Source organism: Amycolatopsis tucumanensis (genome assembly GCF_021654135.1).
Classification (GTDB): domain Bacteria; phylum Actinomycetota; class Actinomycetes; order Mycobacteriales; family Pseudonocardiaceae; genus Amycolatopsis_E; species Amycolatopsis_E tucumanensis.
This window is the reverse complement of record NZ_JAKGSD010000086.1, coordinates 1-13,182: the sequence shown is the minus strand read 5'-3', so window position 1 is coordinate 13,182 and position 13,182 is coordinate 1. Positions and strand designations below refer to the sequence as shown.

General features: G+C 72.5%; 11 protein-coding genes and 1 pseudogene. 7 read left to right on the top strand and 5 right to left on the bottom strand.

Annotation, left to right across the window (positions count from 1 at the left end; all coding sequences use genetic code 11):
* The first annotated feature begins 931 nt into the window (after positions 1–931).
* A complete protein-coding gene (locus L2C96_RS41955; protein ID WP_237340041.1) occupies positions 932–2,221 on the top strand; it encodes an MFS transporter in 1,290 nt (429 codons plus the stop codon).
* Positions 2,222–2,223: 2 nt separating this feature from the next.
* Positions 2,224–2,589 carry an RNA-binding S4 domain-containing protein gene (locus L2C96_RS41950; RefSeq protein WP_237340040.1) on the top strand — a complete coding sequence of 122 codons (366 nt, stop codon included), beginning with the start codon at positions 2,224–2,226 and terminating at the stop codon, positions 2,587–2,589.
* Positions 2,590–2,781: 192 nt separating this feature from the next.
* On the opposite strand, the gene L2C96_RS41945 is transcribed toward L2C96_RS41950, so the two are convergent.
* Entirely contained in the window at positions 2,782–3,930 is a 1,149-nt protein-coding gene (locus L2C96_RS41945; protein WP_237340039.1) for an amidohydrolase family protein, read from the bottom strand.
* A 95-nt stretch (positions 3,931–4,025) separates the two neighbouring features.
* Between L2C96_RS41945 and L2C96_RS41940 the strand changes: the two genes are divergently transcribed.
* Both L2C96_RS41940 and L2C96_RS41935 read left to right on the top strand, forming a co-directional pair.
* Positions 4,026–4,829 carry an acyl-CoA thioesterase gene (locus tag L2C96_RS41940; RefSeq protein ID WP_020422840.1) on the top strand — a complete coding sequence of 268 codons (804 nt, stop codon included), beginning with the start codon at positions 4,026–4,028 and terminating at the stop codon, positions 4,827–4,829.
* A 10-nt stretch (positions 4,830–4,839) separates the two neighbouring features.
* Entirely contained in the window at positions 4,840–5,838 is a 999-nt protein-coding gene (locus L2C96_RS41935) for a TIGR03617 family F420-dependent LLM class oxidoreductase (RefSeq protein ID WP_237340038.1), read from the top strand.
* Positions 5,839–5,848: 10 nt separating this feature from the next.
* Here L2C96_RS41935 and L2C96_RS41930 read toward each other — a convergent pair.
* Positions 5,849–6,636, bottom strand: a pseudogene (locus L2C96_RS41930) (glycosyltransferase family 9 protein).
* 367 nt (positions 6,637–7,003) lie between these two features.
* Positions 7,004–7,336: a YnfA family protein gene (locus tag L2C96_RS41925; protein ID WP_237340037.1), complete on the bottom strand. Its 333-nt coding sequence runs from the start codon at positions 7,334–7,336 to the stop codon at positions 7,004–7,006.
* A gap of 53 nt (positions 7,337–7,389) precedes the next feature.
* On the opposite strand from L2C96_RS41925, the gene L2C96_RS41920 reads away from it, so the two are divergent.
* A complete protein-coding gene (locus L2C96_RS41920; RefSeq protein ID WP_237340036.1) occupies positions 7,390–7,851 on the top strand; it encodes a MarR family winged helix-turn-helix transcriptional regulator in 462 nt (153 codons plus the stop codon).
* On the top strand, positions 7,848–8,933 hold the full coding sequence (locus tag L2C96_RS41915; RefSeq protein ID WP_237340035.1) for an FAD-dependent oxidoreductase: 1,086 nt from the start codon (positions 7,848–7,850) through the stop codon (positions 8,931–8,933). The genes L2C96_RS41920 and L2C96_RS41915 overlap by 4 nt, the downstream gene beginning before the upstream one ends.
* A gap of 177 nt (positions 8,934–9,110) precedes the next feature.
* On the opposite strand, the gene L2C96_RS41910 is transcribed toward L2C96_RS41915, so the two are convergent.
* Both L2C96_RS41910 and L2C96_RS41905 read right to left on the bottom strand, forming a co-directional pair.
* Positions 9,111–10,844: a pyruvate dehydrogenase gene (locus L2C96_RS41910; RefSeq protein ID WP_237340034.1), complete on the bottom strand. Its 1,734-nt coding sequence runs from the start codon at positions 10,842–10,844 to the stop codon at positions 9,111–9,113.
* Positions 10,845–10,944: 100 nt separating this feature from the next.
* Positions 10,945–11,610, bottom strand: a complete 666-nt coding sequence (locus L2C96_RS41905; protein WP_020422833.1) for a FadR/GntR family transcriptional regulator — start codon at positions 11,608–11,610, stop codon at positions 10,945–10,947.
* A gap of 92 nt (positions 11,611–11,702) precedes the next feature.
* Here L2C96_RS41905 and L2C96_RS41900 point away from each other — a divergent pair, with 92 nt between their 5' ends.
* Entirely contained in the window at positions 11,703–13,097 is a 1,395-nt protein-coding gene (locus L2C96_RS41900; protein ID WP_020422832.1) for a sialate:H+ symport family MFS transporter, read from the top strand.
* Positions 13,098–13,182 lie beyond the last annotated feature (85 nt).

Here is a 13,182-nt window from a genome sequence, read left to right as displayed (position 1 = left end):
CGCCGCAGCCGACCGCCGCCGCACCGGTAACCGCCGCAGCCGACCGCCGCCGCACCGGTAACCGCCGCAGCCGACCGCCGCCGCACCCCGGTGACTGCCGCCGCACCCCGGTGACTGCCGCAGCCAACCGCCGCTCCACGGGTCGCCGCGCCTGGGGCAGCACCGCCCCCCGGGCCGCCGCGCCTGAATGCAGCACTGCCCCACGGGCCGCCGTGCCCCACGCGGCACCGCTGCACGTGCCGGCCGCCGCGCCCACGCGGCACCGCCCCGCCGGTCGACCGCCTCGTCCAGCGCGGCAATTCGCTCCGTCCGGGTCACTGCCCGCGTGGCTCGGCAAGCCGCCTCACTGTCCGAGTGCCGCTCGGCGCGGCCACCCCCCGCCGCCCCACGGGCCGCCGTGCCCCACGCGGCACCGCTGCAAGTGCCGGCCGCCGCGCCTGAGGCGGCACCGCGCCGCCGGTCGACCGCCTCGTCCAGCGCGGCAATTCGCTCCGTCCCGTGACTGCCCGCCTGGCTCGGCAATCCGCCTCACCGTCCGAGTGCCGTTCGGCGCGGCAACCTGCCCCCCGCCGCCCCACGGGCCGACCGCCGCGTCCAGCGCGGCGATTCGCTCCGTCCGGTGACTGCCCGCCTGGCTCGGCAAGCCGCCCCACCGCCCGAGTGCCGCTCGGCGCGGCAACCCCGCCCCCCCGCCCACGTGTCGCCCCACCGGCCAACGGCCGCCCGGCAATCCCGCCCCCCGGCTTAGCGCGGCCCGGGGCCGCACCCCGTTGCCCCCACCGTCAAACCCCGCCGCCGTCTTGCCCTTCCGGGCACCGACTCGGCCCCCTCCAGACATCCAAGTCGCTAGCCCGCGCACCACCGCGACGGGGCGTGACGCCGTTCACCCGGCCGGGCGGCGCGGTTCATCCGGCTCGTGGACAATCATGCCGTGACCGTCACCGCCAAGGCCTCGCCGGGCGCGCGCAAAGCCGTGCTGAGCTGGGCGTTCTGGGACTGGGGAGCGTCCGCGTTCAGCGCCGTCATCCTCACGTTCGTCTTCTCCGTCTACCTCACCGACGGTGTCGCCGCCGACACGGAAAGCGGGTCGCAAGCGCTTGGCGTCGCGCTGACGATCGCCGGTGTGGCGGTCGCCCTGCTGGCCCCGGTCACCGGGCAGCGCAGCGACGTCGGCGGCAGGCGCAAGCTCTGGCTCGGCATCCACAGCGCCATCGCGATCGCCTGCACCGCAGGGCTGTTCTTCGTCCAGGACGAGCCGTCCTACCTGCTGGCCGGCCTCATCCTGCTCGCGGTCGGCAGCGTGTTCTTCGAGTTCGCCGAGGTCAACTACAACGCGATGCTCGTGCAGGTGTCCACGCCGAAGACGATGGGCCGAGTGTCCGGCTTCGGCTGGGGCATGGGCTATTTCGGCAGTGTCATCGCGCTCGCGATCGTGTTGTTCGCGTTCGTGCAGCCGGACGTCGGGCTCTTCGGCGTCACCTCCGAGGACGGCCTGAACATCCGCGCGGTGGCGTTGTTCGTGGCGGTGTGGTTCCTGGTGTTCGCCCTGCCGGTGCTGCTGTTCGTGCCGGAGAACCCGCCGTCCCGCGAACAGGCCAGGGGCAACTTCCTCTCCGGCTACAAGGTGCTCGCCAAGCGGCTGGCGCACCTGTGGCGGACGGACCGGCGGACGCTGTGGTTCCTCGCCGCGAGCGCGATCTACCGCGACGGCCTGACCGCGATCTTCACCTTCGGCGGCGTGGTCGCGGCGGGAACGTTCGGGTTCAGCCAGACCGAGGTCGTGATGTTCGCGATCGTGGCGAACGTGACCGCCGGGATCGGCGCGGTCAGCGGTGGCCGGCTGGACGACCGGCTCGGGCCCAAGACCGTGATCGTGACGTCGCTGATCGCGCTGGTGATCATCGGCGTCGCGCTGACCGCGCTGCCCGGCAAGGCGACGTTCTGGGTGTGCGGGCTGGCGCTGTCGGTGTTCCTCGGCCCGGCGCAGGCGGCGAGCCGGACGTTCCTGGCGCGCATCGTCGAGCCGGAGCGGGAGGGCGAGGCGTTCGGCCTGTACGCGACCACCGGCCGGGCGGTGAGCTTCCTGGGGCCGCTGGCGTTCAGCGGGTTCATCGCGATCTTCGACAGCCAGCGCGCCGGCATGGCGGGGATCGTGCTGATCCTCGCGGCCGGGCTGGTGGCGATCCTGCCGGTCAAGGCGCCGGCGAGGCAAGATGGATGACCATGGAGTCCACGCGCGTGGACCGCTGGCTGTGGGCGGTCCGTCTGACGAAGACCCGATCCGACGCGGCCGCGGCCTGTCGCGGCGGGCACGTGCGGGTCAACGACCGCCCGGCGAAGCCCGCGACGGGCGTGCACCCCGGCGACACCGTGCGGGCGCGCGTCCATGACCGGACGCGGATCGTCGAGGTCGTGCGCGTCATCGAAAAGCGGGTGGGCGCCCCCGACGCGGCCGCGTGCTACATCGACCGCACCCCGGCGCCCCCGCCGGAGGCCCTGACGCCGGTCGCCCGCCGCGAACGCGGAGCGGGCCGCCCCACGAAGCGGGACCGCCGCCTGCTCGACCGGCTGCGCGGCCAGGGCTGGTGAGCTACAGGGGCGCGGGTTGGTGAGCCGCGGCGGCCGGCCCGTGTCGCGACGCGGGCCGTGGCTGGTGAGCGGCGGGACCTTGCCGCATCGCGTGGCTGAGGCCGCTGAGCCGGGCGGGCTCGTCGTGGCGCATGGTCGCCACGCGGCTTGCCGTGCTGCGGTGTGGCGGCCCCGCGCCGGCTCACTACGCGCTCAAAGCCGGTAAACGCGCCGCGCGTTGTCGCGCGCGATCATGGTCACCACGCGCCGCGCGTCGGGCTCCGACCAGTCGCCCTCGGCGACCCACCGGCCGAACGTCGTGGTCACCGCGCGGCGCCACAGCAGCGCGCCGAGGTAGTGCAGCTCCGGCGGCCCCCACGCGTCCGACGAGTACAGCTGCTTCGCGAACGGCGCCAGCTCGAACGACTCCGCCACCACCGCCACGCTGCGCACCCCCGTGTGGTTGATGCCCAGCCCCACGTCGAAGTGCACTTTCGGGAATGCCTGCGCCAGGTACCCGGCCTCGCGGTGGTACGGGTAGCAGTGCAGCAGCAGAACCGGCACGTCCGGCGTCGCGCGCAGGAAGTCCAGCAGGTGCAACGGGTTGACGCGGTGCAGGTCGAGGTCCCGGTCGCCGATCCCGGTGTGCAGCTGCAGCGGCAGGCCTCGCGAGATCGCCGCGTGCAGGCCGAACCGGATCAGCACCTCGTCGTCCAGCCGCGGCTCGTCGCCCGCCGTGTCCAGCCACCGGTCCGCCGCCAGCGTCACCTCGGCCGGCGACGGCGGCGTCAGGTCGATGTCGAAGCCCGTGCGGTAGGCCAGGATCGACTTGGCCCCCACCGCGTTCTCGGCCCGCGCGGCCAGCCGCGCGGTGAAGGCGTCGGCGTAGTCGCGCCCGGACACGTTCTCCAGCGCGATCTCCTCGGCCAGCGCCTCCAGCCGCACCACCTCGTGCGCCCGCGCGCCGGAGGCCGACTCCATGCCCTCCAGCCCGAGCAGCGAACTCGTGGCGTACCCGGTGTCGACGATCCAGTCGCTCACCCCCGCGCCGCCGAGGAACCGCCGCGTCACCTCCGCCACACCCAGCTCGGTGCGGCGCTTCCAGTACTCGTCGGCGGGGGCGTGCTCGGGCAGGTCGAGCACCGGCGCGCACCACCGCCGCACCGCGAACCCGAGCTGCGAGTCGAACTGCGTCATCCACGGCGGGATCGGGTCGGGCGAACCCTCGTTGAGGTGCCCCTCGAACTCGGCCCGCTCCAGCTCGACCGTGAACGCGCCGTGCACGTGGTGGTCGACGAGCGGCGCGGCGGCGACGTGCTCGGCCAGCGTTGGCCCGGATCGGACTTCGTCGAGTCGCCGCATGCGGTTCAGTGTCCCCCGGGCAGGGGCGTCCCGCCCGTTGTGATGCCCGTCTACCAGCGCCTGCCCGCGCGTACTTCCTGTATTACCGTGCGGTAATGCACGCCGTCAGTGAGAAAGCGGTGGACGAGCCCACCCTGGCCGACCTGCTCGACCTCGAGGAGATCGACCGCGACCTCTACCGCGCCAACCTCGTGTTCGACGACCCCCTGCCGCTCTACGGGGGCCAGGTCGCCGCGCAGGCGCTCGCCGCGGCCGGGCGCACCGTGGCGGAGGACCGCCTGCCGCACTCGCTGCACGGCTACTTCCTCCGCCCGGGTGACGCCACGCGCCCGACGATCTTCCACGTCGACCGGGACCGCGACGGCGGCTCCTACTCCGCCCGCCGGGTGGTCGCCGTGCAGAACGGCGAGGTCATCTTCAACATGTCGGCGTCCTTCCACCGCCGCGAGGAGGGTGTCGACCGCGAGGCGCACCCGGAGCGTCCCGAGGGCGATCCGGAGCAGCTGCCCGGCGGCGGCATGCCGCGGCTGTTCTCGATGCAGGGCGCGCTGCCGCCGCAGCCCTACCCGGACGGCCAGTGGCCGACGCGCTTCTGGGCGCGCTGCAAGCTCGAACTGCCCGACAACCCGCTCATCCACGCCTGCGTCCTGACCTACCTGTCGGACATCTCGTCCGGCGTCGCGGCCTTCGGCAACGAGGAGGCGTCCGCGTCGTCGAGCCTGGACCACGCGGTGTGGTTCCACCGGCCGGGCCGCCTCGACGACTGGGTGCACATGGACCTGGTGCCGCAGAGCGTCGCGGGCGGCCGCGGCTGGTACACCGGCACCGTGCGCACGCGGGACGGCGTGCTGCTGGCGAGCCTCGCGCAGGAGTGCCTGTTCCGGAACCGCAGGCGGTAGCGTTCGGCGGGTGAAGGTCGATTTCGCGGTCCCGTTCTCCAGTCCGGCCGACTCCCGGGAGACGATGCGGCGGGCCGAGCGCGACGGTTTCGACGGCGTGTGGACCACCGAGGTCAAGCACGACCCGTTCCTGCCGCTCGCGCTCGGCGCCACGGTCACCGAGCGCGTCACGCTCGGCACGGCGATCGCGGTGGCCTTCGCGCGCAACCCGATGACCGTCGCGCAGACCGCGAACGACCTGCAGGAACTCTCCGGCGGACGGTTGCTGCTCGGCCTCGGCACGCAGATCAAGACCCACGTCACGCGGCGGTTCTCGATGCCGTGGTCGCAGCCGGTCGCCCGGATGCGCGAGTTCGTGCTGGCGTTGCGGGCGATCTGGGACACGTGGCACAGCGGCGCGCGCCTCAACTTTCGCGGCGAGTTCTACACCCACACGGTGATGACCCCGATGTTCACGCCGCAGCCCCACCCGTACGGTCCGCCGAAGGTTCTGCTCGCGGGCGTGGGTGAGGGCATGACGCGCGTGGCGGGCGAAGTCGCGGACGGCTTCCTGTGCCACGGCTTCACCACCGAGCGGTACCTGCGCGAGGTGACGGTGCCGGCGCTGCGGTCCGGGCGGGACTCGCTGGACGGCTTCGAACTGGTCGGCTCGCCGATGGTGGTGACCGGCCGGTCGGACGCCGAGATCGCCGCCGCGCTCGCGGGCACGCGGCGGCAGATCGCGTTCTACGGTTCGACGCCGGCCTACCGCGGGGTGCTGGAGCTGCACGACCGCGGCGAGCTGGGCGACGAGCTGCACCGGCTGTCCCGGCGCGGCGAGTGGGAGCGGATGGGCACGCTCGTCGACGACGAGCTGCTGGCCGCGATCGCCGTGGTGGGCAAGCCCGACGAGGTCGCGGCCGAGGTGCGGCGCCGCTACGGCGACCTGTTCACGCGCGCGACGCTCTACCTGCCGTACGAGGCGGATCCGGGCCTGGTGGCCGAGGTCGCGGCGGCGGTGCGCGCGTAGGTCGCGTCCCTCAGGAGGGGGAGAAGTGGTCGTCGTCCTCCTGGTGAGGCGGGTGTTCGGCCGGGGCGCCCTCCTGCTCGGCCTGCTCGTGGGGCCGCGTGAGCTTCGCGTCCCGCGCCGCTTCCTTCGCCTCGGCCAATGCCTGCCTCGACTCGGCCAGCTCGTCGTGCTTCTCGTCCGGCACGATCGCCTCCCTTCGTCCGCTCCCGGCTACCACTTCCGCAGGCGCGCAAACCAGCTCCGCGGCCGCGGCGAGCACGTCGGCGGGCTGGACCTGCAGCAACGCCGGGTCCGGATCGGGCGAGAACGGGTCGCCGCGGCGCAGCTCGTCGGCCGACAACGCGCGGTGCGGGCCGGGTGGCGGTCCCCAGTGCCGGGCCGGGACGGGGCCGAACAACGTGACCGACGGGGTGCCGAAGGCGTAGGCGAGGTGTGCGATGCCCGTGTCGCCGGAGATCACCAGCCGGGCCTGGGCGACGAGCGCCGCGAGGTCGAGCTGGCCGGTGCGCCCGGCGAGGCGGTCCGCGGGCGCGGCGAGGGTGGCGGCGAGGTCCTGTCGGACGTGCTGCCGGTGATCACCACGCGGTGACCGGCCGCGCGGAGCGCCCGGGCGACGGTGGCGAAGCGCTCGACGGGCCAGCGTTTGCTGCCGAAGGCGGCACCGGGGTGGATGACGACCGCGCCCGGCGCGGGGCTGGTGCGCGGGGGCGGTGGGAGGTGGAGGTCGCCGGGGTCGGCGGGAATGCCGTGCTCGGTGAGCAGGCGGCACCAGCGGTCGCGTTCGTGCAGGTCGTCCATCCACTTCGGACCTGGCCAGCCGTGTCCACTGTGGCCGATGCGGCGGCGGGGGCCGAGGGCGTCGAGGACGGCGTTGCTGTGCGGGCCGGTGCCGTGCAAGTTGACGGCGACGGCGGGGTGGCTGGCCCGTGGGTCGAGCGGGGTCATGCCGTGGGTGGGCAGGACGGTGTCGACGCAGCCGGTCAGCTCGACGAGCGGGCTGAGCCAGCCGGAGGTCGCGAACATGATCTCGTGGTCCGGCCACGCGCGGCGGATCGCCTTGAGCGCCGGAACGGTGACGAGGAAATCCCCGAGTTTGAGCGCCCGCAGCGCCACGACGTGCCCCACGGCTGTGCTGCTACCCCCGGCGCGGTCGGTGAAACGATGTTCAGCCGCGCGGGGCGTACATGATGACCGCGACGCCCGCGAGGCAGATGAGCGCGCCGATGATGTCGAACCGGTCGGGCCGGTACCCGTCGGCGACCACGCCCCAGGCCAGCGAGCCGGCGACGAACACACCGCCGTAGGCGGCGAGGATGCGGCCGAAGTTGGCGTCCGGCTGCAGGGTGGCGACGAAGCCGTACAACCCGAGCGCGATCACGCCCGCGCCGATCCAGATCCACCCGCGGTGCTCGCGGACACCCTGCCAGACGAGCCAGGCGCCACCGATCTCGGCGAGCGCCGCCAGCACGAACAGTGCGATCGAACGGAGAACCAGCACGCCGCGACCCTAAGCGGTTGATAGTTAACTACGCAACAGTTACCATGTTAACTATGAGCGAGCCGGAGCGGGAGAGCACGCTGGAACTGATGCGGTGGGTCGTGTGGGGACAGCGGCGCATCGCCGAAGACTGGATCCGGGAACGCGGCCTCACCCACGAGCAGAGCGCGGTGCTGGCGTACCTGACCAAGAACCCGCACGCCATCCAGCGGGACGTCGCGCGGGCCATGCGCACCAGTGCGCCGGGTGTCTCGCGGCTGTTGGCCGGGCTCGAGCGCCGCGGGCTCGTGGAACGCCAGGCACAGGAGGATGACGCACGCAGCCGCCGGGTGCGCGTCACCCCAGCCGGCTCCGAACTGATCCAGGGTTTCGAAGAGGCCATGGACCGGGTCGAGGAGTCGATCCTCGCGCCGCTGGGCGCGGAGGGGCGGGCGCGGCTCCACGACCTCCTGGCGCAGCTCGCATCCCGGATCGACCCGCCCTTCACCCATCAGCAGCAAGGAACGCACGCATGACTCAGATCACGATCATCGGGGCCGGTCTTGCCGGGCTGACGCTGGCGCGAACGCTGGCGGTGCACGGAATCCCGTCCACGGTGTACGAGGCGGAGACGTCGGCGCAGGCCCGGGGACAGGGCGGCATGCTCGACATCCACGACTACAACGGACAGCACGGGATCCGTGCCGCCGGCCTGATGGACGGCTTCCGGTCCCTCGTCCTCGAAGGACGCCAGGCATCCCGCGACGTGGCGCCTGACGGCACCGTCCTGGCTGACGTGCCCGACGACCCCGCCGGAGGCCGCCCCGAGGTGCAGCGTGGCGAGCTCCGGCAGCTGCTGCTGGACTCCCTGCCTGCCGGCTCGGTCGTCTGGGGCCACAAGACCCGGAGCGTCCGGACCCTCGAGGACGGTTGCCACGAAGTTACCTTCGCCGACGGATCGACGATCGTCACCGACGTGCTCATCGGCGCCGACGGCGCCTGGTCGAAGGTCCGGCCACTGCTGTCCGATGCCACGCCCACCTACGCCGGGCGCTCGATGATCGAGACGTACCTGTTCGACAGCGGCACCCGCCACCCCGCCACGCTGGCCCTGGTCGGCGGCGGCTCGATGACGGCCTACGACGAAACCACCGGCATCGGTCTCGGCGTGCAGCGCGAGCGCGCGGACACCCTGCACTCCTACGCCATGTTCGACAAGCCGCTCGACTGGTTCGACGGCATCGACTTCGACGACGGCCCCGCAGCCGCCCGCACTGTCGCGGCGATGTTCGAGGGGTGGGCGCCGGAGCTCGTCGCGTTGGTCGCGGACAGCGACATCCCGCCGGTTTTCCGCCCCTTGTATGGGCTGCCGATCGGGCACCGCTGGGAACACGTCCCCGGGGTCACGCTGATCGGGGACGCCGCCCACCTGGCGCCGCCGGACGGCGAAGGGGCGAACTGGGCGCTCTTCGACGCCGGGCGGCTCGGCAACGCCATCGCGCAACAGCCCGAGGACATCGACGCGGCCATCCGCGCCTACGAAGCGGACCTCTTCCCGCGGAACGTCGACACCGCCAAGGCGGCCGCGTCCTACTACCCCGACTTCGAGCCGCACTGACCACGGCAGCCCCGCGCGTGGCGGTGGGCGGTCACGCCGGGGTGAGGTGCGGAAGTCCTGCCGCGACGTGCGCTGCCGTCCGCGGACGGCAGCGCGCGCGAGGTGATCAAGCCATCGATCGCCCGCTCCGTGGATGTTGGCCGGCATCCACGGAGCGAGGCCGGTCCGCGGCGACGCTCAGGGACGTGGGATGTTGCGCAGGTTGCTGCGCGCCAGCTCGACCATCTTGCCCACCCCGCCGTTCAGCACCGTCTTGCTCGCGGCCAGCGCGAAGCCCCGCAGCATCTCGCTCGTGATCTTGGGCGGGATGGACATCGCGTTGGGGTCCGTGGTCAGCTCGACCAGCGCGGGCCCCTGGTGCTCGAACGCCTTCGTCAGCGCCGACCGCACCTCGCCCGGGTGGTCGACCCGCGTCGACCAGATCCCGCACGCCGCGGCGATCGCGCTGAAGTCGACCGGCGTGTGGTCCGTGCCGTAGGACGGGAGGCCGTCCACCAGCATCTCCAGCTTCACCATGCCCAGCGACGCGTTGTTGAACAGCACCACCTTCACCGGCACGTCGTACAGCGACAGCGTCAGCAGGTCGCCCATCAGCATCGCCAGCCCGCCGTCGCCCGAGATGGACACCACCTGGCGGCCGGGCGAGGACAGCGCGGCGCCGATCGCGTGCGGCAGCGCGTTCGCCATGCTGCCGTGGCGGAACGAGCCGATCACCCGCCGCCGCCCGTTCGGCGTCAGGTACCGCGCCGCCCACACGTTGCCCATCCCGGTGTCCACAGTGAACACCGCGTCGTCGGCGGCGACCTCGTCCAGCACCGCCGCCGCGTACTCGGGGTGGATCGGGGTGTGGTGCTCGATGTCCTTCGTGTACGCGTCGACCACCTTCTCCAGCCGCCGCGTGTGTTCGTGCAGCATGCGGTCCAGGAAGGACCGGTCGGTGCGCTGCCGCAGCCGGGGGAGCACCGCCGCCAGCGTCTCCTTCACCGAGCCGTGCACCGCCAGGTCCAGCGGCGTGCGGCGGCCCAGGTGCGCCGGGTTCGTGTCGATCTGCACGGTGCGCGCCTGCGGCAGGAACCCGTCGTACGGGAAGTCCGTGCCCAGCAGCACCACGCGGTCCGCCTCGTGCATCGCGTCGTAGCACGCGCCGTACCCGAGCAGGCCGCTCATGCCGACGTCGTACGGGTTGTCGAACTGGATCCACTCCTTGCCGCCGAGCGAGTGGCCCACCGGCGCTTGCAGGCGGCCGGCCAGCGCCATCACCTCGTCGTGCGCGTCCCGGCAACCGGCGCCGGCGAACAGCATCACCTTCTCGCCGCTGTCGAGCACCTCGGCCAGCTCCGCGATGGCCGCCTCCCGCGGCACCACGGGCGACGGCTCGACCACGTGCACCGTCTCGGCCGCGGAGCCGGTGGCCCGCCGCTCCGACACGTCACCCGGGATGCTCAGCACCGACACCCCGCCGCGCCCGACCGCGGTCTGCATCGCGATCCGCAGCAGCCGCGGCATCTGCTCCGCCTGCGACACCAGCTCGCTGAAGTGGCTGCACTCGGCGAACAACTGCTCGGGGTGGGTCTCCTGGAAGAACCCGGTGCCGATCTGGTTGGACGGGATGTGCGAGGCGATCGCCAGCACCGGCGCCCCGCTGCGGTGCGCGTCGTACAGGCCGTTGATCAGGTGCAGGTTCCCCGGACCGCAACTGCCCGCGCACACGGTGAGCCGCCCGGTGATCTGCGCCTCCGCGGCCGCCGCGAACGCCGCCGTCTCCTCGTGCCGCACGTGCACCCACTCGATGCCCGGCGTGCGGCGCACCGCGTCCACCACCGGGTTCAGGCTGTCGCCGACGATCCCGTAGATGCGGCGCACACCGCTGTCCCGCAGGATCCGCACCATCTGCTCGGCCACTGTCGCCATCGCCCCACCCCTTCTGCTCCTGGGACCCAGGGTCCTCTCGCGGCGGTGCGGACGTCCACCCGACTTCACTCGTTTCGGGCGAAAATCGAATTCGCCACAATCAGGTGAGCCGGCTCCGGACCTCGTCGAAGTGGTGGCGCACCGCGTCGTCGATCGCCTCCGGGTCGCCGCAGGCGATGGCGTCGACGATCCGCTGGTGCTTGGCGACCAGCGCGTCCGACGGCGTGCGCGGCGCCCCGATGAGCGCCTCGGTCTGCCGGTAGACGCTCCAGAACAGGCGGATCAGCTCGGCGGCCAGCTCGTTGCCCGCCGCGGTGCAGATCAGCTCGTGGAACTCGCCGTCGGCGGCCGTGGCGGTGGCCGGGTCGGACATCCGCCGCACCCGCTCGGTCAGCTGTTCGAGCAGTTCCTCGTCGCGTTGCCGGGCGAGCTTGCGGGTCAGCTCGGTCTCCAGGATCTGCCGGACCTCCAGCAGATCGCGCAGCCCGCTCAGGTCGTCGCGCGAGCGGGCGCGCGTGCGGAACAGCAGCGACGGGCTCAGCGCGGTCATGCTCGCCGCGCCGACGAAGGTGCCGTAGCCGTGGCGGATTTCGACGATGCCCAGCGCCTGCAGGGTGCGCAGCGCCTCGCGGACCGAGTTGCGGGCCGCGCCGAACTCCTCCATCAGCCGCGGCTCCGGCGGCAGGGGATCGCCGGGCCCGAGGCGCCGCCGGTCGATCAGCTCGACGATCGAGTCGGCCAGTTCCTGGCTGCGCAGTGTCCGCACTCTTGCCACCATCCGGAATCGTCGGCTAACGTCCGCATCATCATACGACGTCCAACGTCCCACGACTAGCCCTCGATGAAGAGGTAAGGAACATGAACCCGTGGTACCGCCGGCTCGGTCCGGGCCAGTGGAAGGCGTTCGGCGCAGCGTGGCTCGGCTACCTGCTCGACGGCTTCGACTTCGTGATCATCACGCTGGTGCTCACCGAGCTGCGCGACGAGTTCGACCTGTCGCTGGCCACCGCGTCCACGCTGGTGTCGGCCGCCTTCGTGTCCCGCTGGCTGGGCGGGCTCGCGCTGGGCGCGCTCGGCGACCGCTTCGGCCGCCGCCCGGCGATGATCGCGTCCATCGTGCTCTACGCGGTCGGCACCGCGCTGTGCGGGTTCGCCTGGGACTACTGGTCGCTGTTCATCTTCCGCGTGGTCGTCGGCCTCGGCATGGCGGGGGAGTACGGGTCGAGCAGCACGTACGTGATGGAGAGCTGGCCGAAGGGGCTGCGCAACCGCGCGACGGGGTTCCTGCTGTCGGCGTACCCGATCGGCACGGTGCTCGCTGCGCGCGCCTACGACCTGATCGTGCCGAGTTTCGGCTGGCGGTGGCTGTTCTGGATCGGGATCCTGCCGGTGTTCGTGGCGCTGTGGCTGCGGCGCACGTTGCCCGAGGCGAAGGACTGGGCCGAGGAGGTCGGCTCCGGTGGCGGCTCGACGAGCGCGTCGGCGCTGCTGAACCGGCGGTGGGCGCCGCTCAACGTGGTCGTGGCGGTGGTGCTGGCGACCTGTCTGGTGCTGATCTTCTCGGGGCACGCGGGGAGCCTGTACCCGCTGTACATCGCGCTGTGCGTGGTGGGGTTCGTGGTGTTCGGGGTGCAGATCAGCGGCCGAGCGTGGCCGGTGGCGGTGGGGTTGATGCTGACCGTGTTCTGCGCGTTCCTGTACTCGTGGCCGATCCAGTCGCTGCTGCCCACGTACCTGAAGACGGAGCTGCACTACAACGCCGGGCAGGTGGCGAACGCGCTGACCTGGGCCGGGCTCGGGTACGCGGCTGGTTCGTGCCTGGCCGGAGTGGTCGGCGACCGATTCGGCACGCGGGCGACGTACGTCGGCGGGCTGCTGCTGTCGCTGGTGTTCGTGTTCCCGGCGTTCGCGCTCGGCTCGGGCAGCATCGTGCTGGTCTGGTTGCTGCTGTTCGTGTTGCAGGGCACGAGTTCCGGGATCTCGGGGCTGCTGCCGAAGTACATCGGGGACCACTTCCCGACCCGCCTCCGCGCGGCGAGCCTCGGGTTCACCTACAACGTCGGCGCGCTCGGCGGCGCGGTCGCCCCGCTGCTCGGCGCGCAGGTGGCCGGGCACATCGGGCTGGGGCCGGCGCTGGGTTGGCTCGCGGCCGGGTTGACGGTGCTCACCGCGGTGCTGGTCGGTTTCGACGTGCCTGCACGGCTCGGGCGCGTCGGGCGCCTCCGGCGGCGGGAGGGGGCGGAGGTTGGGTGAATCCGGGGTGGGGTTCGGGGGTTTGCTCGCGGGGACTGGTGGTGTTGGGGTGATGGGGGAACCCGGGGTGGGGTTCGGGTGGTCC

Excerpts from the sequence above, each read along its gene's own strand:
- L2C96_RS41910 (WP_237340034.1), bottom strand. The coding sequence starts at position 10,844 with ATGGCGACAGTGGCCGAGCAGATGGTGCGGATCCTGCGGGACAGCGGT.
- L2C96_RS41950 (WP_237340040.1), top strand. The coding sequence starts at position 2,224 with ATGGAGTCCACGCGCGTGGACCGCTGGCTGTGGGCGGTCCGTCTGACG.
- L2C96_RS41940 (WP_020422840.1), top strand. The coding sequence starts at position 4,026 with ATGCACGCCGTCAGTGAGAAAGCGGTGGACGAGCCCACCCTGGCCGAC.
- L2C96_RS41920 (WP_237340036.1), top strand. The coding sequence starts at position 7,390 with ATGAGCGAGCCGGAGCGGGAGAGCACGCTGGAACTGATGCGGTGGGTC.
- L2C96_RS41915 (WP_237340035.1), top strand. The coding sequence starts at position 7,848 with ATGACTCAGATCACGATCATCGGGGCCGGTCTTGCCGGGCTGACGCTG.
- L2C96_RS41900 (WP_020422832.1), top strand. The coding sequence starts at position 11,703 with ATGAACCCGTGGTACCGCCGGCTCGGTCCGGGCCAGTGGAAGGCGTTC.
- L2C96_RS41945 (WP_237340039.1), bottom strand. The coding sequence starts at position 3,930 with ATGCGGCGACTCGACGAAGTCCGATCCGGGCCAACGCTGGCCGAGCAC.